General features: G+C 43.8%; 32 protein-coding genes. 17 read left to right on the top strand and 15 right to left on the bottom strand.

All coding sequences use genetic code 11. The annotated features are described in order from the left end of the window. Positions 1–7: 7 nt before the first annotated feature. The 3 genes from H4K34_RS17485 to H4K34_RS17475 form a co-directional block, all read right to left on the bottom strand. A complete protein-coding gene (locus H4K34_RS17485; protein WP_210758675.1) occupies positions 8–817 on the bottom strand; it encodes an outer membrane protein assembly factor BamD in 810 nt (269 codons plus the stop codon). Between the two features lie 62 nt (positions 818–879). Further along, entirely contained in the window at positions 880–1,917 is a 1,038-nt protein-coding gene (locus H4K34_RS17480) for a glycosyltransferase family protein (protein WP_210758674.1), read from the bottom strand. Next, positions 1,895–2,737, bottom strand: coding sequence for a UDP-2,3-diacylglucosamine diphosphatase (locus H4K34_RS17475; RefSeq protein ID WP_210758673.1), 843 nt, complete (start codon positions 2,735–2,737; stop codon positions 1,895–1,897). The genes H4K34_RS17480 and H4K34_RS17475 overlap by 23 nt, the downstream gene beginning before the upstream one ends. A 144-nt stretch (positions 2,738–2,881) precedes the next feature. Between H4K34_RS17475 and H4K34_RS17470 the strand changes: the two genes are divergently transcribed. The 3 genes from H4K34_RS17470 (at position 2,882) to H4K34_RS17460 (ending at position 5,464) form a co-directional block, all read left to right on the top strand. Then, positions 2,882–3,586: an HAD family hydrolase gene (locus H4K34_RS17470; protein WP_210758672.1), complete on the top strand. Its 705-nt coding sequence runs from the start codon at positions 2,882–2,884 to the stop codon at positions 3,584–3,586. Between the two features lie 45 nt (positions 3,587–3,631). After that, positions 3,632–4,492 (top strand): DUF2911 domain-containing protein, encoded by an 861-nt coding sequence (locus H4K34_RS17465; RefSeq protein ID WP_210758671.1) that lies wholly within the window; start codon positions 3,632–3,634, stop codon positions 4,490–4,492. A gap of 162 nt (positions 4,493–4,654) precedes the next feature. Further along, the gene (locus H4K34_RS17460) at positions 4,655–5,464 is read left to right on the top strand and encodes an alpha/beta hydrolase family protein (RefSeq protein WP_210758670.1); all 810 of its coding nucleotides are present in this window, start codon (positions 4,655–4,657) and stop codon (positions 5,462–5,464) included. Here the strand turns inward: H4K34_RS17460 and H4K34_RS17455 are convergent. Further along, the gene (locus H4K34_RS17455; RefSeq protein ID WP_210758669.1) at positions 5,412–6,761 is read right to left on the bottom strand and encodes an exonuclease domain-containing protein; all 1,350 of its coding nucleotides are present in this window, start codon (positions 6,759–6,761) and stop codon (positions 5,412–5,414) included. The two genes, H4K34_RS17460 and H4K34_RS17455, sit on opposite strands and share 53 nt — an antisense overlap. A 47-nt stretch (positions 6,762–6,808) precedes the next feature. Here H4K34_RS17455 and H4K34_RS17450 point away from each other — a divergent pair, with 47 nt between their 5' ends. After that, complete coding sequence (locus H4K34_RS17450) at positions 6,809–7,600, top strand: Fpg/Nei family DNA glycosylase (protein ID WP_210758668.1); 792 nt, start codon at positions 6,809–6,811, stop codon at positions 7,598–7,600. A 4-nt stretch (positions 7,601–7,604) separates the two neighbouring features. Then, positions 7,605–7,787, top strand: a complete 183-nt coding sequence (locus H4K34_RS17445) for a CPXCG motif-containing cysteine-rich protein (RefSeq protein WP_210758667.1) — start codon at positions 7,605–7,607, stop codon at positions 7,785–7,787. Here the strand turns inward: H4K34_RS17445 and H4K34_RS17440 are convergent, their stop codons facing one another. Then, positions 7,788–8,069, bottom strand: a complete 282-nt coding sequence (locus H4K34_RS17440) for a DUF493 family protein (protein WP_210758666.1) — start codon at positions 8,067–8,069, stop codon at positions 7,788–7,790. A gap of 50 nt (positions 8,070–8,119) precedes the next feature. Between H4K34_RS17440 and H4K34_RS17435 the strand changes: the two genes are divergently transcribed. The 6 genes from H4K34_RS17435 (at position 8,120) to H4K34_RS17410 (ending at position 13,453) form a co-directional block, all read left to right on the top strand. Next, the gene (locus tag H4K34_RS17435) at positions 8,120–8,599 is read left to right on the top strand and encodes an Mpo1 family 2-hydroxy fatty acid dioxygenase (protein ID WP_210758665.1); all 480 of its coding nucleotides are present in this window, start codon (positions 8,120–8,122) and stop codon (positions 8,597–8,599) included. Position 8,600: 1 nt separating this feature from the next. Then, entirely contained in the window at positions 8,601–9,140 is a 540-nt protein-coding gene (locus tag H4K34_RS17430; RefSeq protein ID WP_210758664.1) for an AAA family ATPase, read from the top strand. After that, positions 9,133–11,022 (top strand): RecQ family ATP-dependent DNA helicase, encoded by a 1,890-nt coding sequence (locus H4K34_RS17425; protein ID WP_210758663.1) that lies wholly within the window; start codon positions 9,133–9,135, stop codon positions 11,020–11,022. The genes H4K34_RS17430 and H4K34_RS17425 overlap by 8 nt, the downstream gene beginning before the upstream one ends. A 39-nt stretch (positions 11,023–11,061) precedes the next feature. Continuing rightward, on the top strand, positions 11,062–12,081 hold the full coding sequence (locus tag H4K34_RS17420; RefSeq protein WP_210758662.1) for a DUF6588 family protein: 1,020 nt from the start codon (positions 11,062–11,064) through the stop codon (positions 12,079–12,081). Positions 12,082–12,087: 6 nt separating this feature from the next. After that, the gene (gene fmt / locus H4K34_RS17415) at positions 12,088–13,026 is read left to right on the top strand and encodes a methionyl-tRNA formyltransferase (protein WP_210758661.1); all 939 of its coding nucleotides are present in this window, start codon (positions 12,088–12,090) and stop codon (positions 13,024–13,026) included. Positions 13,027–13,183: 157 nt separating this feature from the next. Then, positions 13,184–13,453: an HU family DNA-binding protein gene (locus H4K34_RS17410; protein ID WP_210758660.1), complete on the top strand. Its 270-nt coding sequence runs from the start codon at positions 13,184–13,186 to the stop codon at positions 13,451–13,453. A gap of 58 nt (positions 13,454–13,511) precedes the next feature. On the opposite strand, the gene prmC is transcribed toward H4K34_RS17410, so the two are convergent. The 6 genes from prmC to H4K34_RS17380 all read right to left on the bottom strand — a co-directional run bounded on the left by prmC (position 13,512) and on the right by H4K34_RS17380 (position 18,467). Then, positions 13,512–14,336, bottom strand: coding sequence for a peptide chain release factor N(5)-glutamine methyltransferase (gene prmC, locus H4K34_RS17405; RefSeq protein WP_210758659.1), 825 nt, complete (start codon positions 14,334–14,336; stop codon positions 13,512–13,514). A gap of 77 nt (positions 14,337–14,413) precedes the next feature. Continuing rightward, entirely contained in the window at positions 14,414–15,283 is an 870-nt protein-coding gene (gene sucD / locus H4K34_RS17400) for a succinate--CoA ligase subunit alpha (RefSeq protein WP_210758658.1), read from the bottom strand. Between the two features lie 91 nt (positions 15,284–15,374). Then, positions 15,375–16,712: a Na+/H+ antiporter NhaA gene (nhaA, locus tag H4K34_RS17395; RefSeq protein WP_210758657.1), complete on the bottom strand. Its 1,338-nt coding sequence runs from the start codon at positions 16,710–16,712 to the stop codon at positions 15,375–15,377. After that, positions 16,709–17,419 (bottom strand): DUF3291 domain-containing protein, encoded by a 711-nt coding sequence (locus H4K34_RS17390; RefSeq protein ID WP_210758656.1) that lies wholly within the window; start codon positions 17,417–17,419, stop codon positions 16,709–16,711. The genes nhaA and H4K34_RS17390 overlap by 4 nt, the downstream gene beginning before the upstream one ends. 115 nt (positions 17,420–17,534) lie before the next feature. Continuing rightward, positions 17,535–17,900 (bottom strand): hypothetical protein, encoded by a 366-nt coding sequence (locus H4K34_RS17385; RefSeq protein ID WP_210758655.1) that lies wholly within the window; start codon positions 17,898–17,900, stop codon positions 17,535–17,537. Between the two features lie 102 nt (positions 17,901–18,002). Further along, entirely contained in the window at positions 18,003–18,467 is a 465-nt protein-coding gene (locus H4K34_RS17380) for a nuclear transport factor 2 family protein (RefSeq protein ID WP_210758654.1), read from the bottom strand. 69 nt (positions 18,468–18,536) lie between these two features. On the opposite strand from H4K34_RS17380, the gene H4K34_RS17375 reads away from it, so the two are divergent. Continuing rightward, positions 18,537–19,043, top strand: a complete 507-nt coding sequence (locus H4K34_RS17375) for a hypothetical protein (protein WP_210758653.1) — start codon at positions 18,537–18,539, stop codon at positions 19,041–19,043. Further along, positions 19,028–19,621 (top strand): hypothetical protein, encoded by a 594-nt coding sequence (locus H4K34_RS17370; protein WP_210758652.1) that lies wholly within the window; start codon positions 19,028–19,030, stop codon positions 19,619–19,621. The genes H4K34_RS17375 and H4K34_RS17370 overlap by 16 nt, the downstream gene beginning before the upstream one ends. Positions 19,622–19,696: 75 nt before the next feature. On the opposite strand, the gene H4K34_RS17365 is transcribed toward H4K34_RS17370, so the two are convergent. After that, on the bottom strand, positions 19,697–20,149 hold the full coding sequence (locus H4K34_RS17365) for a DUF2147 domain-containing protein (protein ID WP_210758651.1): 453 nt from the start codon (positions 20,147–20,149) through the stop codon (positions 19,697–19,699). Positions 20,150–20,156: 7 nt separating this feature from the next. Further along, on the bottom strand, positions 20,157–20,654 hold the full coding sequence (locus tag H4K34_RS17360; protein ID WP_210758650.1) for a hypothetical protein: 498 nt from the start codon (positions 20,652–20,654) through the stop codon (positions 20,157–20,159). Between the two features lie 188 nt (positions 20,655–20,842). Between H4K34_RS17360 and H4K34_RS17355 the strand changes: the two genes are divergently transcribed. The 3 genes from H4K34_RS17355 to H4K34_RS17345 all read left to right on the top strand — a co-directional run bounded on the left by H4K34_RS17355 (position 20,843) and on the right by H4K34_RS17345 (position 23,797). Further along, on the top strand, positions 20,843–22,219 hold the full coding sequence (locus H4K34_RS17355; protein ID WP_210758649.1) for a DEAD/DEAH box helicase: 1,377 nt from the start codon (positions 20,843–20,845) through the stop codon (positions 22,217–22,219). A 94-nt stretch (positions 22,220–22,313) separates the two neighbouring features. Further along, the gene (locus tag H4K34_RS17350; protein ID WP_210758648.1) at positions 22,314–23,105 is read left to right on the top strand and encodes a PhzF family phenazine biosynthesis protein; all 792 of its coding nucleotides are present in this window, start codon (positions 22,314–22,316) and stop codon (positions 23,103–23,105) included. Next, positions 23,105–23,797, top strand: a complete 693-nt coding sequence (locus H4K34_RS17345; RefSeq protein ID WP_210758647.1) for an AlbA family DNA-binding domain-containing protein — start codon at positions 23,105–23,107, stop codon at positions 23,795–23,797. The genes H4K34_RS17350 and H4K34_RS17345 overlap by 1 nt, the downstream gene beginning before the upstream one ends. Here the strand turns inward: H4K34_RS17345 and H4K34_RS17340 are convergent. Next, positions 23,794–24,045, bottom strand: coding sequence for a hypothetical protein (locus H4K34_RS17340; protein ID WP_210758646.1), 252 nt, complete (start codon positions 24,043–24,045; stop codon positions 23,794–23,796). The two genes, H4K34_RS17345 and H4K34_RS17340, sit on opposite strands and share 4 nt — an antisense overlap. A 132-nt stretch (positions 24,046–24,177) precedes the next feature. Between H4K34_RS17340 and H4K34_RS17335 the strand changes: the two genes are divergently transcribed. Beyond that, complete coding sequence (locus tag H4K34_RS17335; RefSeq protein ID WP_210758645.1) at positions 24,178–25,803, top strand: ABC-F family ATP-binding cassette domain-containing protein; 1,626 nt, start codon at positions 24,178–24,180, stop codon at positions 25,801–25,803. Here the strand turns inward: H4K34_RS17335 and H4K34_RS17330 are convergent. After that, complete coding sequence (locus H4K34_RS17330; protein ID WP_210758644.1) at positions 25,800–26,837, bottom strand: alkane 1-monooxygenase; 1,038 nt, start codon at positions 26,835–26,837, stop codon at positions 25,800–25,802. The genes H4K34_RS17335 and H4K34_RS17330 overlap by 4 nt on opposite strands. Positions 26,838–26,875: the final 38 nt, after the last annotated feature.

Below are 26,875 nucleotides of genomic sequence, written 5' to 3'. Positions count from 1 at the left end.
GAATTTATTAGGATTGTGGTTTAAGCTCGCTGATCTGCTGATCAATATTGGCAAATAACTTGTCCAATGTTTTATTGTAATCGCTTTCTGGGAAATACTCTTTGAAATCCAGGTAAGCGGTACGACTTTCAATATAGCGCTGAAATTGCTTTTCAGAAATACTATTATCGGCAAAACGATAGGCGGCTACACATTTGTGGAACATGGCCTCTTCGCGGTATTCTGTATCCGGATAATCATCCATCACATTATTAAAGCTCACTACTGCCGATTGATAATATTCCATGTGGAAATATTGCATGGCGCGCTCAAAGGATTTACGCTCCAATTTCGCTCTCAATTCATCGATCAGCTCATTGGTGCTCAATAATTTATCACTGTTTGGATACAAATTGGCAAAAAGCTGTAAATCATTGATCGCCTTAAAAGTATAGTCTTGATCCAAGCTATAATCGGGTGACTCCAGATAATGGCAATAGCCTACCATATAATAAGCCATTTCGGTCTTAGGATGGGTAGGGAAAGTTTTCGCGAAGTTCTTGAAGTGATAAGCGGCCAAGATGAAATCCTTCAGCTCAAAGCTACACATGGCATAGTAGTAATACACATCTGCCGCCTTTTCAGAACCGCGGTATAAAACCAATAACTCATCAAAAAGTGGATAGGCTTTGTCGTACTCACCTTCATTGTAGTACTCCACCGCCTTCTCGTATTTAAAGTCCACATTAGGACTCTTCAATACTTTTTGATATTCATTACAGGCACTTCCTGCCAAAAGCAAGAAGCCACTTAATAGGATGACAAGTCTTTTCCTCATAAATCAGCTGGCAAAATTACGAATTCCAATGGAATAACGCAGGATTGAGTCTTTAGTGTTTTTTAGGCCAGAAGTACTCTATTTTTCAAGAGTCCCTCTTGTTCTAGTAATTTCAGCACTAAGCTTTCCGGATCGGCTACTTCCAAAGGGGGATTCGCATTCTCCTGATATACCCAATCTTGCAAGAGCTGTAGGCTACGAGCATTGAGATCCTTGCTTACGGGCACCCCCATTTGTTCCAAAGCCGCGGCATTGCAGAATTGCTCATACTGACCTTTAATAGGAATCACGAAAAGTTTTTTACCCAGATATAAGGCTTCCGCTGGGGCTTCAAATCCTGCCGAACAGAGTAATCCTTCGCAAGTAGCCAGGTATTTTAAGAAGGCCTCACCTTGGATGGGCTCAAAGCGGAGATTGTGATCCGTATAGGTTTTTTGGCATTCCTTGCTAAATACAATCCACTCCTTATTACTCATTTGCTTGAGGATATTGCGAATTACTGCATCGCTATAAGCTGGTAGGTAAACCAGATAATGCCCCATATTGATGCTTTCCAAATCTTGAATTTCGCGACGTAATACCGGAGGATGGATGAAGTTATCGTAGCGCTTAAAATGAAAAGCCATCGCCTCTTTTGCCGGGGCATAGTGTTTAAATATCCACTCGGCTATAGGGTGTTTGCCTTGGGGACGAGGACTGTTCTCACTGAGAAATGAAGCTTGATGACTCAAGGCAATCAGTTTTACAGCTTGGCGCTTGGCTGCATAAGCTGATACCGGTTCAAAATCATTAAGGACCAGATCATAAGCACTTAGATCCAAAGCTTTGACTTCCTTTTTAAACCGCAGGAAATTGGCCTTTAAAGCGGTTTGCAGATAGCTTAAACCGCCTTTGCTATTGTAGCTAAAGCTGATACCATTTAGTTGAAAATCTACAGGAAAATCCAGCGAAAGCTGACGATTATGTCCCGAGCACAATACCTCTACCCGGGCGTATTTCTTTAATAAGGGCACTAATTCCGCTGCCCGAGAGGCATGACCATTGCCCGTTCCTTGAAAAGCGTAAAGTATGCGTGGCTCAGGAGGCCAGTGTTCTTTCATCGAAAGTTACCTTTTGAATAATGCGTTGCAGATCCAGATCGTTCAATTCCTCATCTTCCGACTCCACCGTAAGGGGTGGCTTAGTATCGTACTGATAAAGCTCCCAGGCTTCACCATTAAACTCCAAAGCGCAAAGATTCTCAATCCAATCGCCGGAATTGAGATAAGTACAACTGCCTTTTTCGCTTTTTATTTCGCGCTGCTGGGGCTGATGAATATGGCCGCAAATTACATATTTGTAACCCTGATCTATGGCCAATTCTGCGGCAGTATCCTCAAAACTCTGAATGTAGGTCACCGCCTTTTTTACGCTGTTCTTTATCTTTTTGGATAAGCTGTAACGCTCTCTTCCCATTTTCTCCAAAGCCCAATTAAGCAGGCTGTTAATCATGATCAACAAATCATAACCCCAGCCCCCAAGCTTGGCCAGCCACTTGGCATTTTGGATCGAAGCATCAAAAATATCCCCGTGAAAAATCCAAGCTTTACCATCCGGTAAGTCTAAAATCAATTTATCAGCTAGGGTGATATTCCCTAAGGTGAAGTCACTGAATCGGCGCAAAGCCTCATCGTGATTTCCGGTTAAATAATACACCTTCGTGCCTTTGGAAGCCATGGAGATAATCTGCTTAAGCACCTTAAGGTGAGCCTTGGGGAAATAACGTTTCCGGAATTGCCAGATGTCGATAATATCACCATTTAAAACCAGAGTTTCAGGCTTAATCGACTTCAAATAACGATACAACTCTTCTGCTCTACATCCGTAAGTACCTAAGTGTGTGTCGGATATTACCACCAAAGGAAGTTCACGTTTGGCCATATTATTCTATTTGAGGGCAAAGCTTCATTGCAAGTATGAAGTCAATCTTAATGACAGGTTAATTCAAAGATTCTTTTCACTTTAAGATGTTTATAAGCCTTTCTCCCCTCGCCTATTTGGTACCTTAGCTCTAGAATTTGAATTATGGACTTACTGGAATTAGAAGATAGTTTTACCGACATCGGTGGGCAGTTTTTACGCAGTGCTTATGACCTTCGTGAGCATCTCCCCAAAATCAAGGCCTATCTCTTTGATTGGGATGGCGTTTTTAATGATGGCTCCAAGCTGGGCAGTGAAGGCAGTCGCTTTAGTGAGGTCGACTCCGCCGGTTTACGCATGCTTCGTTATGGGCATTTCAAAAAATATGGCAGCATTCCCTATTTAGGAGTGATTACCGGAGCGGCAAATCCGGTGGCTCGTGAATTAATGCAAAATCATCAGGCTAATGTGGTGTACCAGCGGGCTATTCGCAAAGGTGAAGCCCTGCGGCATTTTATGGAGCATTACGAGCTTAAGGCCGAAGAAATTTGCTATGTTTTTGATGATGTATTAGACCTGGCCGTAGCCCGTGAAGTGGGTCTGCGTTTTTGTGTAGGCCGATTGGCTAATCCCCTCTTTTTAGGCTTGGTAGCCGGATCTGATTTAGCTGATTATATTACTGCTAGTCAGGGTGATGAACATGCCGTACGTGAAGTAACGGAGCTCATTTTAGGCTTAATGGATAATTACACAGAAGTGGTTCAGGAGTTTATATCTGAGCAAAATCATTATGCTCAATTCAAGGAGGCTGCCGCTCAAATTGAAATGCAATCCTGGGAATTCAAATCAGGGAAATTTGAACGCCTTTAAACCGAATTGCTTTTTCTATGTTTGAACCTTAATTAAAATACCAAAATGAAAAAAACAGTACTAGCTATGCTGGCCTTTGCCAGTTTTGCCATGAACGCCCAGGATTTACCAGCGCCTAGCCCCTTCTCTACTTTAGAGCAACGTGTTGGTTTAACTGATTTTACCGTAGAATACAGCCGCCCTGGTGTTAAGGGGCGCGAAGTTTTTGGAGACTTAGTTCCTGATGGAAAAGTATGGCGTACCGGTGCTAATAAGGCCACGGCAATTGAGTTTAATACGCCCGTTACCTTCGCGGGTCAATTGGTTCCTGCCGGGAAATACAGCTTATTCACAATTCCTAATCAAGATACCTGGACTGTTATTCTGAATAAGAATACCGAATTATGGGGTGCAGATGGTTATGATGAAAAACAAGATGTGCTTCGTGCTGATGTTGCAGCCCTAACTACTCAGGAAAGCACTGAAACTTTAACGATCGACTTCCAATCTATCGATGGTGGTAAAGCTGAATTAGTGATTCGTTGGGCTAATAAGGTGTTGTCACTACCAATTGAAGTAGACGTACAGGCCAAAGCGATTGCTAATATCAAAGCAGCCTTAGCCAATTCCAATGAAGATGATTTATGGAAAGTAAACCGCAATGCGGCTATTTACTATACCCGTAATAATATTGATCAGAAAGCAGCCTTGGAATACATTGAGAAGTCTTTGAAATTGAAGGCCGACAACTGGTATGCACATTACGTTCACGGTGAGATTTTATACGCTTTAGGCGAAAACAAAAAAGCTGTGAAAGCTGCTGAGAAAGCAATGGAAGTTGGCACTGAAGAAGCCAATCAAGCCAGCAAGGAATTTGCTTACGGAGCGATGTTAGAAGAAGCCATGGAAAAATGGTCCTCTAAATAAATTTCAGCTCACCGCTTGCAATTAAGCTGAAAGTCCTGACCCCTTTAGGAAAATCCTCAAGGGTGTCAGGATTCTTTTTATAGTAGTATTGCCCACTTAAAATTGGAAGACGTGGAGATTTATCATCAAGAATATCATGTAGCAGGATCAAACTCAATCCCTATGAGCGTGGACATCAGCTTCCCTAAGAGCGCTAAAGCTTTGCCGGTAGTGATTTACGCGCATGGCATTAATGGCTTTAAAGATTGGGGTGGTATGGATTTAATCGCCCAAAAATTTGCTGAAGCAGGTTTCGCCTTCCTAAAATTCAATTTTTCGCATAATGGCACCACTCCTGCCCGTCCTACTGAGTTCTTCGATCTGGAGGCCTATAAGGAGGATAGCTATCTGAAACGGCAAAAGGATTTGGAGCGCATTCTCAAATTTGTAGAATCCCCACATCCCGAATTGGAGCTGGATTCCGAAAACATATTCTTAATCGGTCATAGTCGTGGTGGCGCGGATGCCATTCTGGCCACAGCCAAAGATGCTCGCATCAAAGCCCTGATCACCTGGGCCGCCGTTTCCCACGCACGTACCCCCTGGGATCAACTTTCGCCGGAGGAAATTAAGGACTGGGCTGAGCAAGGATATTTCACACGTAAGAATGGTAGAACCGCTCAGGATTTACCGATTGGCTATAGCCTTTATGAAGAGTATAAGGCCCATAAAGCGGATTTGGATGTAGAAGCCGCTGCTCGCGCCATTAAGGCTCCTTGGCTGATTATTCATGGTGAAGAAGATGAGGCGGTATTTATTAAGCATGCCTACGATCTTAAGCAATGGCAGCCTGAAGCGAGAGTTGCGGTTATTCCGGAAACTGGTCATACCTTCGATCGTCAACATCCTTGGAATACCACAGAATTACCCGAAGCCAGCCTTAAAAAAGTAAACCGTTCGATTGAATTTCTTCAGGAAGTTCTATCTGCTTAAGTGTAAGCTTTTTCCAACCTTCTTTTAGGATTCCTTCCGTACTGGCACTTTTATTCAAGCGTTCCAGATAAGGCTCAATATGCTCGGCTCGCTCAATACTTTGCTCTCGAGGTACAAAGCCAATGCCTTGGAAACCCTGACTATCCATATACACAAAGCTCTGCTCCTCCTCCGTTCTACCGGCACCAATCCATAGCATAGCGCTTTGAACCGACTGCATCTCTGCCATTAAAGCCTCCACCTTGGCATTGTGATCATCGGCCGTATCGCCACTTCCTTTGGGGAATCCACAACGATTTGGGTCCAAATTGCGCTCTTCTACAATCTCTGCTAGCCAAGTACGAGCCTTTTCCAAACTATGGAATTTGGCAATAAAGGCTTGCTGTCCACCGATTCGATTGATGCCCAAACACCAATCCGCATTTTGATTGCGATAGGCGAAAACTCCAAATCGTAGTTTGGGACTCTTTTGGGCTCGATTATGAGGAGGCCAATAGCGACGAATTTCATGGTCTTCCAGAAGTCCGGCTACCAGAATGTTCCCACATAAGCGATAATGTATATGCGCAATATCACGCTTAAAAGCAGCACTACGGGCACTACTCTTATCCGCTGTAAAATGAGAGGCTACGCGAGATTTCAGGCGACTGGCCTTGCCGATATAAAGGATCTCCCCTTTTTCATTATAGAAATAATAAACCCCGGCCGCCATGGGTAAATTGTGAAATTCATCAGCCGGAAGATTGGCGGGCAAATTCAACTCCCCTTGATTGAGCTTTATCATATTCTGCCAAATCCCAGCGGTATCGGCCGCCAATAATTGATGCAGAATCTTGGTAGTTACCTCCGTATCGGCCCAAGCCCGGTGTGCACTTTGATTGTTGTAATTAAAATGCTTGCAAAGGGAGGATAAACTATAAGAGCGTAAACCTGGAATAATGCGACGCGAATAGCGCACGGTGCACAATCGTCGCGGATTGTAATTTACTCCCACTTCCTTAAATGCGGCTTGCACAAAGCCCAAATCGAAACTCACATTATGGGCCACAAAGACATGATCGGCCAGGAATTCGCGAATTTCCTCCGCCTTTTCAGCAAAAGTTGGGGCATCCGCTACCATCGAATCATCAATACCGGTAAGTTGTTGGATGGCAAAAGGAATCGACTGCCCCGGATTCAAGAGTGTGCTATAAGTGTCCTTAATTTCCAGACCATCAGTGATGTATATAGCAATCTCCGTGATGCCATTTCCGCGGGCATAAGATCCGGTGGTTTCAATGTCGACTACTGCAAACAATGCGCTAAAAAGATGGTATTATTGAGACTCTAAAAGCAAAGATAAAGATGCCGGAATTACCCGAAGTAGAGATCATGCGCCAATATTTTGAAAAGGCGGCTATGCATAAAACAATTAGCGCTCTCGAATTTCACGATCCCCTCTTCAAAGTGTTTAAAACCAGCCCCGAAGAGCTGGAAAAGGCTTTGATTGGTCAAGCTTTCCTAAAAACCGAGCGGATTGGCAAATACCTCTTTGCTCAAATTTCAGGAGGCAATTGGTTGCACCTTCATTTTGGCATGACCGGCGACCTGGAATTATTCCGGCATAATGAACTGCCGAAATACACCCGCTTTGTGATTCAATTTGAGGATGGCGATAAACTGGCTTACCGCGATTTACGCAAATTCGGGGTGATTGAAATTGTAGAAAGTCCGGAAGCTTATCGATTAAGTTCCAATTTAGGTAAAGACCTCTTAAATGTTGCAAAAGAGGATTTTATAAAATCAATTTCCAATCGAAAGATCGCTATAAAGACCGCCCTCTTAGATCAAAAGCACTATGCTGGTATTGGCAATTGGATTGCCGATGAAGTACTCTTTAATTGTGGCGTGCATCCCAATACATCTTGCCAAAATCTTAGCGAGGCTAAATTGGAAGAACTGCTTTTAGATGCCCAAAAAGTAGTGCGGGAAGCCATTCAAAAGGATACTCATTATGGTGATTTCCCGGCCCATTTCTTTGTGAATTACCGCAAGGAGAAGGCCATACATCCAGATCATCCTAATAGTCCGGTAGAACGCCTGGTAGTGGGCGGACGCGGAACCTTTATTGTACCCGAAAAACAAAAGCTCGTTTAAGCTAATGGAGGAAGTATTCTATACCTGTCCCTATTGTTTTTCTGAGGTATCGGTACTGGTAGACCTATCGGTGAGGGAACAAAGCTATATTGAGGACTGCGAGCGTTGCTGCAATCCCATAGAATTTAGTCTCCAAATTGAAAACTCAGAGCTCGTATCTTTTAATGCCGAAGCTATTGGCCAGTAATTAGAGAGAGATTAGGCCTTCTATACCTTCTGCTTCCAAATAGCGCTCAATCACCTTTTCGGGGCTCATCATCAGCTCCTTGGCGGTGATGCTCACAAAATTTCCTTTACGGGAATTGCGGATGCTGATCTGTGCTTCTTTGCTATTGAAAAGACTCTCAACCTGAGCGATCTTCGAATTATCGGCGGGGACAATAAATTTGAACATGTACACTGAAGGCCAATCAAAACCTTCCGTGAGCTGCCCCATCAGTTTCATGTATTTTTCCTTGCGCGGGTCCATTCCGCAAAAGTTGAAAACTTAATTAACTTAGGCAATACTAAATATCGACCATGAAAAGTATTCAAACTTGGTTTGATGAATATGCGGTAAGTCATCAAAACCCTACCAATAAACTGATTCACTTTATTTGCGTGCCTTCAATCTTCTTCAGCATTATCGCGTTATTGGCCGCTATACCTCATGATTTCCTGAATAGCTGGGCCGCGGAAGGCTGGCAGCCCTATCTACATTTCGGGACGGTTTTAATCATTTTCGGCCTGCTTTTTTACCTGCGCTTATCCTTTCCGCTTTTCATTGGCATTGCTCTATTTTCGGCCTTATGCCTATACCTTACTAAATTATTAATGCTCGGTCCTCTTCCACTATGGCAAAGTAGCCTGCTCATCTTTGCAGTGGCCTGGATTGGTCAGTTCATCGGACACCATATCGAAGGAGCCAAACCTTCCTTTTTAAAAGATCTTCAATTTTTATTAATCGGTCCGGCTTGGATTTTAGGTTTTATCTACCGAAAATTTGGGCTCAATTACTGATATGCCCCGAAAACAACGCGTTATTGTAACCGGCGCTCCCGGAACCGGTAAAAGCACGGTCCTTAATCTTTTGGAACTCAAAGGTTATTTGGTGATTCCGGAAATGGCTCGTCAATTAATTGCAGAAGAGCAAGCCCTAGATAGCGACCGGGTTCCCTGGAAAGATCACGCCAGTTTTGGCATTGAATTATTCGATCGTCAGGTAAATCAGTTTGATTTAGCCCGGGATGGCATCACTTTTTACGATCGTGGAATTTTGGATAATCTAGCTTATCTGCGTCGTGATGGTCTGCAGAACAGTGAGCTAGAAGAAGCCTCCCGCGCCTATCCTTACCATCCTGAAATTTTCTTAATGCCGCCTTGGGAAGATATTTACGATACCGATGAAGTGCGCTGGGAAGGTTTGGATTTGATGTTAGACATCGACCGTGCTTTACGCGAAATGTATTCTGAAATGGGTTATACGGTTTTGGAAGTTCCCAAAATAAGTCCACCCGAAAGGGTAAATTATATTCTAGAGCATTTAGGCTTGGATGGATAAAGACATCCACCAAATATTAAAGCAATATTGGGGCTATTCGGAGTTTCGGCCCATGCAGGAATCCATTATTCAATCCCTTTTGGAGGATAAGGATACCCTGGCCTTGCTACCTACGGGTGGAGGTAAATCCCTTTGTTTTCAGGTCCCGACACTAGCTCGTGAAGGCTGTGCTTTAGTGATATCACCTTTAATCGCCCTCATGACGGATCAGGTGGAAAACCTAAAGCGAGTGGGCATTCAGGCCATAGCCTTAAACTCTTCTTTAAATAGCAGTCAAAAGGAATTAGCCCTACACAATGCCAGCAATGGCTATTACAAATTCATATACCTATCCCCCGAAAGCCTGCAGTCGGAGAAACTAATGCATCGCCTCAGCTTTGTTAAGGTGAACTTTCTGGTGGTGGATGAGGCACATTGTATCAGTCAATGGGGTTATGATTTCCGACCGCCCTATCTAGAAATATATAAGCTGCGTGAGCTTTTCCCGGATATCCCCATGATGGCTTTAACCGCCACCGCCACCCCTAAAGTGGTTGAGGATATTCAGCAAAAGCTGCAATTCAATAAAACAGCACAGGTATTTAAAAAGAGCTTTGCCCGTCCGGAACTGGCTTATAATGTTTTAAAAACGGAGGACAAATGGGGCCGCTGCAAGGAGTTACTGGATAAAATTCCGGGAACGGCCTTAATCTACCTTCGCAATCGCCGGGGAACGGTAGAAGTAGCGCAATGGTTAAAGCAAACGGGCTATACCGCTGATTTTTACCATGCCGGTCTCAGTGTGGAAGAACGACAAAGCAAGCAAAAGGATTGGGTTCAAAATCGCTGTCGCGTGATGGTATGCACCAATGCCTTTGGGATGGGTATTGACAAACCCGATGTTCGTTTGGTGATTCATTTGGATTTACCGGATTCCCTGGAGGCCTATTTTCAGGAAGCGGGTCGGGCGGCCCGTGATGGCAAGAAAGCCTGGTCTTTTGTATTGGTTGGCCCTTCGGATGTGGTTCAATTAAGGCAGAAGTTTCTAGCCTCGTTCCCAGATCGTAAGGAAGTGATTCGAGTATATCGCGCGCTCATCAATTTCTTGCAAATCGGAATTGGTAGTGCAGAAGGCAGTTCCTATGAATTCGATTTTAAGGCCTTTGCCGAACGCTATCGATTCAGGCCCAATATGGCTTTACAGGCTTTAAACATCTTGAATAAGGAAGCGATTTTGGAATTCAACAGTCAGGGTCGCAGCTTCTCCCTCCTCCATTTAAAAGCAGATCGGCGCACCTTATACGATTATCAATTGCGGAATCCTCAGCTGGATAAAATCCTTAAGGTACTCTTACGCTCTTACGGCGGATTGGATATTGATTATGGTCGCATCAATGAAAACCTTTTAGCGCAAAGACTGGATACCAGCGCCTATAAGATTAAGGCGGCCTTGCAGCAGATGCACAGTCATGAATTGATTGATTACCTCCCTGCCTCTGATCATGGCAGCCTGGCCTTAATGCAGGACCGACAGCATTTTAAGGATCTACAATTGAGCGATCAGTTTATCGAAAAGCGCAAGGCAGAGCTTTTAGAGCAATTACAAGCGGTAATAGACTTTGTGGAAATTGATGATCTCTGCCGTTTGAAAAACCTACTCTCCTATTTTGGTGAGAACCTGAATGAGGATTGCGGCATTTGTGATGTTTGCAGACGTCAGAAATCCCCGCTTAATAAGCCCAATGCCATAGCTATTATCCGAAAGGCCTTGGAAACCGGTCCAAAAAGCTATGCTGAATTGGAGAAACTATTTGAAAATCCAAATCAGGCGAAAGCCTTGATCCGAGAGCTATTGGCATGGGAAGTTTTGGCTTTGGAAGGAGAAAAACTAAAGCTAAGCTGAGGGCGCCGAGGAATTTTCTATTTTTGAAAAAAGCCTCAGATGAAAAAAATAGCTACTCTCTTTCTCTTTGCTGCTCTGACTTTGCAGCTAAATGCACAAATTTCTTTTGGTCCTTCTATCGCCGGAACTCAGAATGATATCAACTATTTAGGTGGTGGATATTTGCAGCCTTTCGGCGAAGCCATGGCCTTTGGCTTAACACAGGGTTGGTACAATACGGCCAAAGTGAAGAAGACCTTTCGTTTCGAATTAGGCTTTACCCCATCGGTGGCGATTGTGCCTTCCGAATTTCAATCCTTTACAATTGATCCCACTAAACTGGAGGAACTGGAATTAGTAAATCCATCCGACAATGTGACCCCAACCGTATTTGGTGAAGATAATGCAGGGGTGCGCTTACGTTATTCAGATCCCAATTTGCAGGGTTTGGCCAATGCCGAATTTAATATGCCCAGTGGTTTAGGCGTTTCCATTGCCCCTATGATGGCTATTCACGCTGGAATTGGCTTGCCTTTCGATTTTGAATTAAGCGGACGTTATTTACCTACCACCAGTGTGCCTTTCCTAACCGGTTCCGAAATAGGCATTTGGGGTGTGGGTCTTAAAAATGATATCACCAATTATATCCCCAAAGGAGGTTTGATTCCCTTTAGTATTGCGGCCTTTGCATCTTATTCCCAATTAAACTTGGGTCAGGATATTGAGCCCGATGCCAATAATGATAAGCGAATCGACATGGAAGCCAGTGCTTTTGTGACTCGTTTGTTAGTCAGTAAAAAACTCTTATTCATTACTATTTACGGTGGTGTGGGTTATAATTTCTTGAACTCATCTATTGATGTTTCAGGCACTTATGACTATATCAATCCGGGTAATCCATTAAACCCAGAGCAAAGCATTACAGACCCAATCAGTATTTCCAGCACTGGTGGTAGCGGATGGGCCGGAAATTTAGGTTTACGATTTAAGTTCTTAGTATTCGGATACGTGAGCGCAGATTATACCTTTGGCGTTTATAATGGAGCTAACCTAAGTCTTGGTTTTAGCTGGGATATCTAAGAACTTATGCGTGTAATTTTCATGGGGACTCCGCCTTTTGCGGCGTCTATTTTAGAAGCTATTCATCAATCCAAACATGAACTGGTAGCGGTGGTTACGGCGGTAGACAAGCCTGCAGGCCGCGGCCGTAGTTTAAAAGCCTCCGCTGTAAAAGAAACGGCCCTTCAATTAGGGGTTCCGGTATTACAGCCTGAAAAGCTGAAAAATCCCGACTTCCTAAAAGAACTGGAAAGCTATCAGGCTGATGTATTTGTGGTGGTAGCCTTTAGAATGTTACCGGAGCAAGTTTGGAAAATGCCCGCCAAAGGCACCTTTAACTTACACGCCTCTCTCCTGCCACAATACCGAGGAGCAGCGCCAATTAATTGGGCCATTGTGAATGGCGAAACCGAGAGTGGCCTGAGCACCTTCTTTATTGATGAAAAGATCGATACCGGTGCGGTGATACTTCAAAAAAAGATGCCCATAGGTCCTAATGAAAATGCAGGATCCTTACACGATCGAATGATGATTGAAGGTCAGGGACTGGTATTGGAGACTCTGGACTTAATTGAGACAGATCAGGCGAAAGCCGAAAGTCAAGCATTAGAAGGCCCTTTAAAGGATGCCCCTAAAATTTTCAAAGAAGACTTAAAAGTCGAGGTCAATAGACCAGCCCAAGAAATCCATAATCTGGTACGTGGTATGTCGCCATTTCCTGCAGCCTGGGCCAATTTATCCGTGCCTGGCTTTGAGGGAACCTGCAAAATATTAGAAACTGCCCTTACCGATCGGAAATCGAATGCCCAAGCGGGAAGCCTGATTCGTGAAGGAAAAAGGCTCTTTATGGCCACCGATAGTGAAGATTTGGAGCTCCTAAGCCTGCAAGTACAGGGCAAAAAACGCCTGAAAGCCTTGGATTTCCTAAATGGACAGGAGATTGATACTGAGAGCCGTTTTTATTAAGTAGCTGATTACTAACGCGTAAGGCTTCAATGTTATTAACAGTGATTCTGAATTTTTAACAATACTTGGCTTTTTTAGCCTGATTTGTTGGTAGATAGCGGGTTTCGGTTATTTTTGTTGGTGTTCGAATCACAATGTCTAACCAAAATTTAAAGAAATGAACAAAGCTGATCTTATTGACGCTATGGCTGCTGAGGCAGGTATCTCTAAAGCTGCTGCAAAAAAAGCCCTTGACGCTTTCACTGATAAAGTGACTGAAACTTTGGCTGGCGGTGGTCGCGTATCCTTAGTTGGATTCGGTACCTTCTCTACTTCTGAGCGTTCAGCTCGCGAAGGTCGTAACCCTCAGACTGGTCAAACGATTCAAATTCCAGCTAAAACTGTTGCTAAATTTAAAGCTGGTTCTGAGCTTAACGCTAAGCTTTAAGAAACAATATTTTCAACTGAAAAGACCCGTCCTTTTGGATGGGTCTTTTTTTTATGCCCTATTGCGCCAGAGCAAAACGATCATTTCCAAATTGATCCTGTAGGATCTCTACCTTCTCAAAATTTGCTTCAAGCAAGGCACGCATTTCCGGCCCCAGATATTGATTGATCTCCAAGGCTAGCAATCCCTTCTGACTTAAGGCCTTTAGAGCATAGTTCACGATAGCCTTATAAAAGCGTAAGGCATCATCATCAGGGACAAAGAGAGCCATTTCGGGCTCCTTCTCATAAACCCCCGCTTCCATCTCCGCTTTTTCCAATTCTCGCACATAGGGCGGATTGCTGATAATCAGATCAAGATTTTGAGGCCAATTTGATGAGTCGCCCAACATGTCTCCTTCTATAAATTCTACTGAGAGATTTAAAGATCTTGCATTGGCGTGGGCCTGCATCAAAGCATCCTCACTTTTATCCAGAGCATAGACCTGTTCAATTTTCTGCGCCAAAGCGAGGGCGATACAACCACTACCCGTTCCCAAATCAATAGCTCTTTGGGCATCCGGTTTATACTGAAAAGCAAGCTTTACTAATTCTTCCGTTTCCGGACGAGGAATCAAGACAGCCGGACTCACTCCAATTTGCATTCCGGCAAAGTCGGTCCAGCCGATTAGGTATTGAACCGGATAGCCTGCTTCCAATTGCGCTAAATCCTGCTTCAAAGTATTCAAATTGCTTTCTGGCCATTCCTTCTGACTGAGATAATCCAAGCGACTGTATTGGTATTTATCAGCCAATAGCTTGAAGAAGCGCGCTTCATATTCAGATTGTAATTCTGAATCCAAAGCTTGAAGAAAGCTACGTTTAAGTGCTGCCAGATCTGCCATAGCGGAATTTAAATTTTGGGCATAAAAAAATCCCAAGGGTAAGATACCATTGGGATTTTAAATATTGTGAATTGGACTTAGGCCAATACTTCAGTCATTTTGCTACCAATATTTGCAGGAGAATCAACCACGTGGATTCCACATTCGCGCATAATGGCTTTTTTAGCTTGGGCAGTATCTTCGCTACCACCTACAATTGCACCGGCGTGACCCATGGTACGACCTTTAGGAGCAGTTTCACCGGCAATAAAACCAACTACTGGCTTAGTTCCGTTTTCTTTGATCCAACGAGCGGCTTCAGCTTCCATCTGACCACCAATCTCACCGATCATTACAATACCGTCAGTTTCAGGATCGTTCATCAATAATTCGATGGCATCCTTCATAGAAGTACCGATAATGGGGTCTCCACCAATACCAATGGCAGTACTTTGACCCATACCCGCTTTGGTAATTTGATCTACTGCTTCGTAGGTTAAGGTACCGGATTTAGATACGATACCGATACGACCAGGATTGAAGATAAAGGCAGGCATGATACCTACTTTCGCTCCACCGGGAGTCATAACACCAGGACAGTTAGGTCCTACTAAACGACAATCTTTATCTTGAATGTATTCCTTAACAGTGATCATATCTTTCACTGGAATACCTTCTGTAATGGCTACGATTACACCGATTCCGGCTTCAGCTGCTTCCATAATTGCATCCGCTGCAAATGCAGGTGGAACGAAGATGATGGAAACATTGGCTCCGGTTTCTTTTACTGCATCGGCTACAGTGTTAAACACAGGGCGATCCAGGTGTTTTTGACCACCTTTTCCCGGAGTAACACCACCTACAACGTTGGTTCCGGCTTCAATCATTTGACCGGCGTGGAAGGTGCCTTCGCTTCCGGTAAAACCCTGTACGATAACTTTCGAATCTTTATTTACAAGTACGCTCATTATTGCGAATTTGAATTTGCCATTATTTGGTCGCGAAAATAAGGCATAAAGCCCTATTCACCTGCAAAAAATGACATTAAATAAGGCTGACTTAAGGGCTTGGCATTTGCTTCTTCCCCGTTCCCAGAATCGTAAGTCCAAAAAGGGCTGCCAGAGAACTAGCCACAAGCACGGCCATCTTGGCTTGTCCAATTTGCTCCGGATTTTCGAAGGCGAGATCTGAAATAAAGAGAGACATCGTAAATCCAATTCCCGCTAAAAAGGCCACCCCTATCACCTGGCGCCAATCTGCTCCTTTGGGCATTTCAGCAATTTTCAGAGCCACCAATAATCGACTGAAAACACTAATGCCTATCATTTTTCCCAGAATCAGTCCGGCGATAATCCCTAATCCGATACCACTGCCAATAATGCTGAAAAAATCACCACTCAGGCTTACCCCGGCATTAGCAAAGGCGAATAAGGGCATAATGATAAAGTATACGAAATGGTGCAAGCCAGACTCTATTTTCTGCAAAGGAGCCCGGGCTTCATCGCCCAAATTTTCCATTTCCTCCAAGAGTTGATCCTCACGGCTGCTATTATGTCGATCGTCTAAACTCTTAGTGCGATCATAGGCATTAAAAAGCTTTCTACCGTAGTGGATAAAACTTCGACGGGTGATTTTGGTTCGAGCGGGAATGGTAAAAGCCAAGAGGATACCAGCGATGGTAGGGTGAATACCAGCATAGAAGAAAGCCGACCAAATTCCCATAATTCCAAAGAAGGTGTAAAAGAGCACAGAACGAACCCCTAATTGATTAGCAATCAGCAAAAAGGCTAAAACGCCTCCGGCATAATAAAGCTGTTCCAAGTGTAATTCTGAAGTATAAAAAAGAGCGATCACTAATACGGCGCCAATATCATCTACCACCGCCAAAGAGGTAACGAAAACCTTTAAGGATCTAACAATTCGATTCCGCACTAAATTGATAAGTCCCAGGGTAAAGGCAATGTCGGTAGCCATCGGGATCCCCCAACCATTCTGGGCTTCACCGCTGGTGAAAATTAAATAAATCAAGGCGGGCGCCATCATACCACCTATGGCTGCTCCTATGGGTAAAGAGGCCTTTTTCCAAGAATTTAGGCTACCAATTAGAAACTCGCGTTTTATCTCGAGGCCCACCATAAAGAAGAAGATGGCCATTAATCCATCATTAATCAGGTGATGCAAGCTCATATCGAAGCTCTTGTCTCCAAAAGAAAGGGCAATATTGGTCTCCCAAATATGATGGTACCATTCGCCGCCCCAACTGGAGTTTGCTACAATTAGAGCTGCTAAGGCACTTAAAAAGAGCACGATACCAATACTGGTATCATTCCCAATTAGTTTTTCAACTTTTTCATGAAAGTGGTCAATAGGTTCGATCGATTCTCGCTCTTGAATCATTCAGTTTGTTCTTTTTTTAAGTTAGAAAATGTTTGATCAGGCCAGTGGCCATAGTGCTTGAGCAGTCCAAAGCGACTAAACTGCTCTTCGCGGTACCAGTTCAATTTACGGGTTTTCTGTACCACTGCCCGATGCTCTTTTTGTTGATAGGCAAAATCCCGCATGGCTTCCTCACGATTCCAAATGCTAAAGGTCGCCTGCTCAATTAAGGGCCATTCACCTATTCCCTTTTGAAAGAGAAGGGATCTTTGATCCTTAATAATCCGGGAAACCGCAGGAACCGAACGCCAAAAGGCCCTTAAATAGGACAGTTTAATAGAGGCTCTGGTAAGCACTGCCATATATTGAAAATCTTGCTCCGGCTGCAATTCAAAGGGATTTAAGCCATTCCAAGTGCCTTTAGATTGATAGGGACTCAATTCAAAATGGTAAATACCCTTTTGTCGACTGAGCAGCTCTTGATACCAAGGACTAGATTCAAATTCTGTCGCAGAAGCTTTGGCATCCCAAACTTGCAAAAGACAATAGACCCGCCAATCCGGCTTGGTACTAAAACCTTCACCAGCGCCACTGCCCATAAGCTTGTAAAAGCTTAGTCCTTTTTGTCTACGCAAGGATTTATGCGCCAATCGCATCTGCTTAAAGGCCCACCATTTTTGCCTGGGTGAATCGAAATAAAAAAAGCTAAGTCGGATGTATTGCGCCATTTCAGTCAATATGCTGCCAACAAAAACCCCGGCCGCTAGACCAGGGTTCTACAATTAAAGTGAAAGCATCTTATGATGAATACCATTGATTCAGAAGCTTTTACAATCTTGATTGTCATGCAGAATTCCGGTAGGTTTCCAATTCTTTAATGCGTATAACAAGATTGTTGGCGATTTGTTGATAACTGAGATCATAAATAAAGAAAATAGCACCTTCCGAATCATCATCCACAAAGGAGGTAAAATACTGAGGATCAAAACCCATGGCTTTTAATACCGGAAGTGTAACTTCAGCCACTTCATTTTCAGTTAAATCCTCCAGAATCCGATAGTTACGCGCTAAATTTCGGTTAACCTTCTGAACATAATTTCGGCTGGATCGATTACGATCATTGTGATATGCATTGCGGCAATTGTGATCGCAGAATTTTTTGTCGATGCGTCCCACAATCATCCCATCACAGGCTAAGCAATTTCTCATGTTTGGTTTATTTATTGGTTATAGCCTCAAAATAAACGTTTAAGTAAAAAATTGCGCTGGCAAATTATGCCTGTGCTGACTATTAATTTAGGCAAGATTTGCTTAATTCTCAGGATAGAGCAGTTTTTTGAAGTCTGCTATTTGCTCATTGGGCACCGTTACCGCCAAGTGGTAATGATAGATTAGCCATTGACCATCTACCTTTTTTAAAACCACGGTAGCACGGCAAATCCCCATCCAGGTTTCCAGCTTTTCATCGCCAATAGCAATATCATCCCCTAAAAAATGCCAATTGCGCTCAATGGGCTTGAAGTCCCAAGCTACATCGCGCTCAAAGGCTTGTTTTGCCCAGGCTTTTAATTCGTCGCGCAACCAGCGTTCTGATGCATCGGTACCGATATATATTCCCTCCTCTGCCATTTTTCCGTAAAAACCCTCCGAATTGGCCTGAGCGGCGGCCTTATGCCAATCATCCATTAAGCTGTTAAGCATTTTTATTTCTGCTTTTTGAGCCTGAACATAGCCGGCTGTGAGGATTAAACTGAAGAGAATAGCTAGTTTTTTCATGTTTGGATTTTGTTGAAATGTAGGAAGATTCACTTCCCTGATTATTTTAGTGATCTAAAATTATTCGGAATGAAGCAAATCGGAATGTTTTTCCTTGCCTGTTTTTTAAGTCTACCTGTTCTCGCTCAAGAAGATAGCACTTCTACCGATGAAGATGATTTCGACTTTTCAGATTTTGAACTGGCCGCCCCTCCTGCCAAAGCCTATTGCACAAACAAGGTTTTGGGCCAAAGTCCCACCAGCCTGATTGGTGTTTTTTACAACCAGCAATTGCCTCATAACCTAAATGTAGGCCCTGCGGCCAATTCCATTCTCCACCCTGAGGAAGATGTTCAAGTTGCCTTGGCCCAACAGTTTTCTCTGGTAAGTAATTTCCCCATTATCTCCCGCAATAACATCTTGATCAATCTAGGAGTCAATTATCAGCTCTTAAATTATCAGATCGAAGATCCTTATAATCATCCCTTTACTCAGGTATTGGACGAATCTACTTCCACCGTGCGAATATCACCGCTACCCTTTTCAAGCCTTTCAATGAGAAGAATTTCATTCTGGCTCAATTGCAAACAGAATTAAATGGCAATTACGATTTCAATAGCATTGATTTTGGACAGCTGAAATTCCCTCTAGCGGTTTTATATGGCTGGAAGCCCAGTGATCGCCTGATGTACGCTTTTGGTTTATCCAGAACCTATTTGGGTGGCGCACTTAATTATGTTCCGGTGGTGTATTATTATCACACTTATAAAAACCAAAAATGGGGTGTAGAGGCTTTACTGCCTGCTCGCGCTATGCTACGCTATCGCTTCAATAGCTTAAGTTATATGGGCTTAGGTTTTAATGTGAATGGCGCCAGCTTTAGCCTGAAAGATGCTACTGCTCCTGGAATTATGCCTGCAGTTCCCTCTTATTACGATGCTCAAGAATTGGAATGGCGTCGTTCTGAAATTAGAGCGGGACTTTCGTACAGCCGTCAAGTGCACGGTTTCTTCTGGATGTCGGCCGAAATTGGTTATCGTATCAATTACAGCTTTAATGTAGATAGTGGCGGCGACTTTGTGCGCCTCTTTGGTAGCGATGATCCATATTTCATTGAGAATAGCCCTGCCAATACCCCCTACTTCACCATTGGACTTTCCTATGTAAGTCCTTAGTTTATAACTTATTTAAATGCAAAAAGCCGCCTCGAAAAATCCGAAGCGGCTTTTTTGTTGCAAAGAATAAAAGCTTTATTTCTTTTTCACCAGACGGGTCCAAACATCGGTACGTCCAAACACGGCAGTACCCACAAAACCACGTACTTCAATTTTATTTTCTTCGGTTAATTCGATCTTACAGCTATAGGTGGTTCCATTTTTAGGATCGTAAATAGTTCCATCTTTCCAGATCTTCTCCTCTGCATCCCATACAAAATCCTTAAGCATACGATAGCCCTTTAAAGGAGTGCTGCGCAGTGATTCATCCGGATTATTAACATCGGTTTTAGGCTTACCCTCTTCATCATTAGGCTCCTTTAACCAAACAATACGACCGTAGTACTTATTGCCAATCTTCTCAATCTTCACATAGGCATTGCCAGCACTGGGTTGCCAAACTCCAATCAGGCGATCACCATCTTCCTGCGCACTGGCTAATCCAATGCTAAAAATGCTCACTAAGAGGCTGTACATCAAGTTTCTCATGGCTTTATTATTTAGAGTCTATATAATCGATAATTAATTGAACTTCACCTTTTGCTGGCATCACATCCATATAGTCTTCGCTGATATTGATATCCAAAACCCAGGTCATACCATCATCTTCCAAATAAGGCTTTAAATCCACATCTTCCGCTAAGCTAAGCTCTAATGTTCCGGATTCTGGTACAGGATTTAAGGTACCAATGGAAGCCATTTCCACATTATTGCTGAGCACCTGTAAAAGAACGCTCTCAGTGAATTTCTGATGATCCGGACTGAGGCCCACCTTGGCAGCTGATACTTTCACCGATTTAATTGCATCGACCTTAACATCAATATTCTCGGCCAGGTTTTGCAGATTGATTTCTCCTGCACCTTGTAAAGTGTTGGATCCAGCAAAAAGCATATCACCCGACATGGCAAAAGATAGTTTCTGGCCCTTATCCTGAACGGTATTCTGACAGGCCATAAATAAAGGCACTAGGGCCCAAAGAAGGTATTTACGCATCTAAAATTGAATTTGGCTTTGCCGCTAAGTTAAGTGCTGAAAGCTTAAGCCGGAAATATTTTCCAAAACAGAAGAGCTTCTACTTTGTTAACAATCTACCTTTCATGAATTTCCATTCCCACAATCGCAATACGCTGATTATTTAAGACCTTAGCCCTCGATGCCGAAATCGAGGCAGTTGATATACTATGAAATTTTCAGATTTTAATTTAAATCCTGACCTTCTGGAATCGCTATCCTATATGAACTTTGAGGAAGCGACCCCTATTCAGGAGCAAGCCATTCCATTAATTTTGGAGGGTAAGGATATAATCGGATGCGCACAAACCGGTACCGGAAAAACCGCGGCCTTTGTTTTGCCTGTCCTGCATAAGCTGGTAGATCAGCGTAAAAAAGGAGTAATAGACAGCTTGATTCTTTGCCCCACTCGCGAATTAGCGATTCAAATTGAACAACAAATCCAAGGTCTGGCCTACTTTTCCGACCTTACCTCCTATGCTGTTTATGGCGGCGGTACGGGCCCAGAATGGGAAGCTGAACGTCGCGCCCTAAGCGAAGGAACCGATATTATTATTGCTACTCCCGGTCGGCTTTTAGCCCATATCCGCAATGAATATGTGAAGCTGGATCAATTGCAATACCTCATTTTAGATGAGGCCGATAGAATGCTAGACATCGGCTTTTATGATGATATTAAGCGGATTATTCAGGAATGCCCGCCCCAACGCCAATCTCTGATGTTCTCCGCCACCATGGCCCCTAAGATTCGCAAATTGGCTAAGGAAATTCTGCAGGATCCGGCGGAAGTGAATTTAGCCGTTTCCAAACCAGCCGAAGGGGTTACCCAAATGGTCTATATGGCCCATGAAGAGCAAAAGCAAGGCTTGGCGCGCCATATTATTGCGCAGTATCCCGACTTTAAAAGCATAATCATCTTCTGCTCTACTAAGAAGAAAATTCAAAAGCTGGTTGCTTCTTTACAGCGTAAAGGGCTTAATGTAGAAGGCATTTCCAGTGATTATGAGCAAAGCGAAAGGGAAAAGATTCTCCTGCAATTCAAGGCACGTAAAACCCGCATTTTAGTAGCCACCGATGTATTGAGCCGTGGTATTGATATCAAGGATATCGACCTGGTTATTAATTACGATGTACCCAATGATGCCGAAGATTATGTGCACCGTGTAGGGCGAACGGCCCGCGCTGCTGCAAAGGGCATGGCGATTACCTTTATTAGTGGAGAGGAGATTTATAAATTCAAGCGCATTGAAACTTTCGTAGAACGGGACTATGAAAAGCTTAGTCCGCCAGAAGACTTAGGCAAGGCCCCGGAATGGAAGGAACCCGAGCGCCGTTCTCGTAATTCTCGTGGTCGTAGCCAAGGGAATCGACCTCCACAAAAAGGTGGCAATAAATCGCGTAAGCCCCAGCATAAAAAAGCTGGAAACGGCCCCAAAGCTGAGGATGGATCCCGTCCGGACAATGCTTCTAAACCCAAACGACGCTTTAATAAACGCCGACCGAAACCCAATTCGGACTCCAATTCCAAACCTAAAACCGATTCTTAAATTAAAGGCTTAGGCCTATTCACTGAACTCTGACTTGCCTGAACATGCAGGGTTAAACCCTAAATAGCAAGACTTTAGGCCCTTTTAAAATACCATGGATAATTTTTGCATCTGCACCGTTTTTCACGATCGCGATAATGGCTATAGGGGAAATACCGCCGCTGTAATCGAAATCAGCGAAAGCTGGAGTCATGAAGAAATGGCGGCTATGGCTCAAGAAATGCAACAGCCCGCGACCACCTATTTACAAGCCACTAAGCCCGGTCATTATAAGGTTTGGTGGTTTGCACCCGACTCTGAAATTGGTCTCTGTGGGCATGGTTCCTTAGCCGCTGCGGCCTATCTGCATCAAATTAAAGGCGAATCTAAAGCGGTGCTGCATTATGCTGATGGCTTTGTGAAAATAGGTTTCGATGATTCGGATTATTTCCTGTGGATAGAACCAATTGAAGTGATCGATCACGGGAAAATGCCTGACGGACTGGAAGCGGCCTTAGGTCAAGAAGTACACGATTATTTCAGCACTTCCAATAAAGATTTGGTGCTCCTTAAATCAGAGCAAGCAGTACGAGATATGAAACCCGATTTTAAGGCCCTGGCTCAATTGGAGCCCTTCGGCTACACCGTAACTGCACCGGGCGATTCGGTTGATTTCGTGTCCCGCACTCTGGTTCCTAAGGTACAACAATTGGAAGACCATGCCACTGGTTCTTCACATGCTATCCTCAGCCCCTTCTGGAGCGAACGTCTTTTAAAGAATGAAATGGAAGCCTTGCAATTAAGTCCACGCGGAGGCCGCTTTCACTGCGAAATGCACATGAACCAGGTTTTACTGAAGGGTAAGGCGCAAATTTGGGTGCAGGGGCAATCTAAAGCTAAGGCTTGATGGATTTTCAGTCCGGAGCAGATCATCGTAATCTGGAGCGGGCCGAAGGTGATCCGGAGGAACTTTATGCTTTGATTCGTGAAGGAGAACATCAAGAACAAGACTTTAAGTTTCGGATAGACAGCAATTTAAAGATTGCTAGAACTTTGTCTGCTTTCGCTAATACCGATGGCGGCAGGCTACTTATCGGTGTAAAAGACAATGGCCGAATTGCCGGCATTGATCCCGAGGAAGAGTACTTTATGATTGAAGGAGCCGCAGATGTTTATTGCGATCCACCGGTTCCCTTTCAATACAAATTGTATGATATAGATGGGAAAATTGTACTGCGAATTGAGGTAGCTCCATCCGCCGAAAGGCCACATAAGGTGAAGGAAAAGCAAGGTCCGGCTTTAGCCTATATCCGTCAGGATGACGAAAATTTCGTGGCGAATAAGGTTTTACTGCGCTTTATGAGTGATCGCAATCCGGATACTCAAAGGAAAAACCTGGTGGCCTATGGTCCGGCAGAAAGAATGCTCTTTGATTATCTCAGTGAAAATCCAGAGATCTCAGTGAGCAAATTCAGTCGCATCGCTAAGATCCCCATGTATAGAGCAGAAAAAATACTGGCTCTTTTCCTTAAATGGGAGGTAGTCGACTTTTATGCCAGTGATAAAGGCATTCGTTTTCGCTTAAAAGAAGAGGACTAGGAATTGAAAATGTCGATTTCCGCTAAATCCTGATCAAAGCTGCCGTACCAATCTAAATGCGGTGAACTCTGACCGCAGCCGCCTAGTTCCTCTGGGCAATAGGTTTTATCATGACTGTAACCACAATGATCGCAGCGCCCTACATTGGCGAAATGATCGAGGTCGCTGCCACATTCCAGGCAATGCCAATGCGGCCCTGGCTCGGGTTTCCAATGACACTGTGGACATTTAATCTCTTTTGAATTCACGGTTTTGCACGAAAAATCTGAGGCGCGAATTACGCAAATAAGGGCCTGCGGTCCTAAAGATTTAAATAATTCTGATCTGGCCTAGCCCTCCCCTCTTAAAACACTAAATTTGCGGCCTCAAAAAATTAAGCTATGCTTACGGTATCCAATGTGTCGCTCCAATTCGGGAAACGCGTTTTATTTGATGAAGTTAACCTCAAGTTTTTAGGCGATAACTGCTATGGTATGATTGGCGCTAATGGCGCAGGAAAATCTACCTTCCTCAAGATTCTGAGTGGTGAAATCAGCCCTAATAGTGGCATGGTGAACTTGGAGCCCGGAAAACGGATGGCCGTTTTGAAGCAGGATCACGCTGCTTTTAACGATCATCAGGTTTTAGATACCGTATTAATGGGTTATCGCGAGCTTTATGATTTGATGAAGGAAAAGGATGCTCTTTATGCCAAGCCTGATTTTTCGGAAGCGGATGGTATCAAGGCCTCTGAATTGGAAGAGAAATTCGCGGAAATGGACGGCTGGAACGCCGAGAGTGATGCCGCTGCCCTACTGAGTGGTTTGGGAATTTCCGAATCTTTACACTATTCACTGGTTAAAGATTTAGAGGGATCTCAAAAAGTACGTGTGCTTTTGGCCCAGGCTTTATTTGGGAATCCAGATGTATTGATTCTCGATGAGCCAACCAACGACCTGGACTTGAAAACCATTACTTGGTTAGAAGACTTCCTTTTAAACTTCCGTAATACGGTTATCGTTGTATCGCATGACCGTCACTTTTTGGATACAGTTTGTACGCATATCGCGGATATCGACTTTAAGAAAATCTCTCTCTATACTGGTAACTATAGCTTCTGGTATCAGAGTTCACAATTAGCGGCTCGTCAGCGTGCTTCTGCCAACAAAAAGGCAGAAGAGAAACGCAAAGAATTGCAGGAGTTTATCCAGCGATTTAGCGCCAATGCCTCTAAATCTCGTCAGGCGACCAGCCGCAAGAAATTACTGGACAAGATTAACCTGGAGGCCATGCCTCAGTCCAGTCGTCGCTACCCAGCCATTATCTTTAATCAGAGCCGTGAAGCTGGTGATCAGATTTTGGAAGTTTCCAACCTTTCTTCCCATGCTGAAGATGGTACCTTACTCTTCCAAAATGTTGAGTTCAAAGTGAACCGCGGTGATAAGATTGCGGTGATCAGCGATAATAGCTTAGCCATCACTGCCCTCTTTGATATCATTAATGGAGATCGCAAGGCAGATACCGGCGAATATACTTACGGTCAGACTATCACTACCGCTTACCTTCCTACCGAGCATCAACATTTCTTTGATACTGATGATAACCTTATCGATTGGTTACGTGAGTACTCTGAAAACAAAGACGAGGTCTATGTACGTGGTTTCTTAGGTAAGATGTTGTTTACCGGCGAAGAGGTATTGAAATCGGCCCGTGTATTATCTGGAGGCGAGAAAATGCGTTGTTTAATGTCGCGCATGATGTTGCAAGAAGCCAACCTCCTCACCTTTGATGAACCTACCAACCACTTGGATCTGGAGTCTATTCAGGCTTTGAACAACTCATTGCAAGAATACAAAGGGACTATTCTCTTTACTTCTCATGACCATACTTTTACCGAAACCGTTGCAAATCGTATTATCGAGATTTTCCCAAGCGGTATTATGGATAAGATGATGGATTATGACGATTATATCGCCAGCGATAAAATTCAAGCACAGCGCGAGGAAATGCGTGCAGTCAAGGCCTAAGCGCTTTTTATTCGCCCATTCATTACTTTAAACCATAAGGGAGGAATGGTGCTGAGGAGCATCATTCCCGGATATCCGGTAGGTAATTGCGGACTTTGATCGTGATGCTGTAGGATTTGATATTTGCGATGCGGATGGGCATGGTGATCGCTGTGTCGACTTAATTCGAATAAAAGCAAACGACCGATGATATGGTCGCTATTCCAGCTGTGCTCCGCCTCTGCCTTTTCATAGCGATGTTCACTTACTTTTTGGCGACTCAGTCCGTAATGCTCAATGTAATTAACGGTTTCCAGCAATAAAGCTCCAAACAAAGCAGCTGCTAAAAAGGCTAATAAACTTTCCAATCCGAAGAACAGGAAAATGGCGGTCAAGGCAATGAGCTGAATTAATGACCACAGTAACAACTCATTCGAAGGAGACCAAAATGACTTTTTCCGGGACTTCAATAACTGGCCTTGAATTTTCCAGGCATGCAGATAGGAGAAGACTATACTGCGCAGCCAAAAGGCATAGAGACTCTCCTTGTAGCGAGCAGTAGCGGGATCTTCCGGTGTGGCCACATTGCGGTGATGTCCATAATTATGCTCGGTGAAGAAATGCACGTAGAGGCTGGTACTCAAAAGGATTTTCGCCAATACTTGCTCATATTTCTTGCGACGATGACCTAGTTCATGGCCCACATTAATTCCGATTACCCCACACATTAGGCCCATGGCAGTTATTCGTCCCCAAAAAGTGAGGCTATCGTAAGTATGATGATTAAGGTCCCAAAGAAAATAAAGCAGCAAAGCCAATTGAATGGGCACCATCAGGTAAAGCAAACGATCGTACCAGGGATCTTCCTTGATCATCTCTTCCCTTTGTTTATCGAGGTTTCCCGGATTCGGAGCAAAGAACAATTCCAATAAGGGAACCACTAAAAAGGCGTAAAACAAAGGTAGATAAGCCAAGAGTCCTTCCCTTTGCATAGACAGGAAAACCGCCAGCGGTAAGGAATAGGCCATTAGGTATTTGAGAAAGCGCCATTTCATAGCTCCAATTTAGCTATTGTTTAAACATTTTCAAGCTT

It is taken from the genome of Croceimicrobium hydrocarbonivorans, from assembly GCF_014524565.1.
GTDB lineage: Bacteria > Bacteroidota > Bacteroidia > Flavobacteriales > Schleiferiaceae > Croceimicrobium > Croceimicrobium hydrocarbonivorans.
The sequence above is the reverse complement of the archived record's forward strand: the minus strand, read 5'-3'. Positions and strand labels throughout refer to the sequence as shown.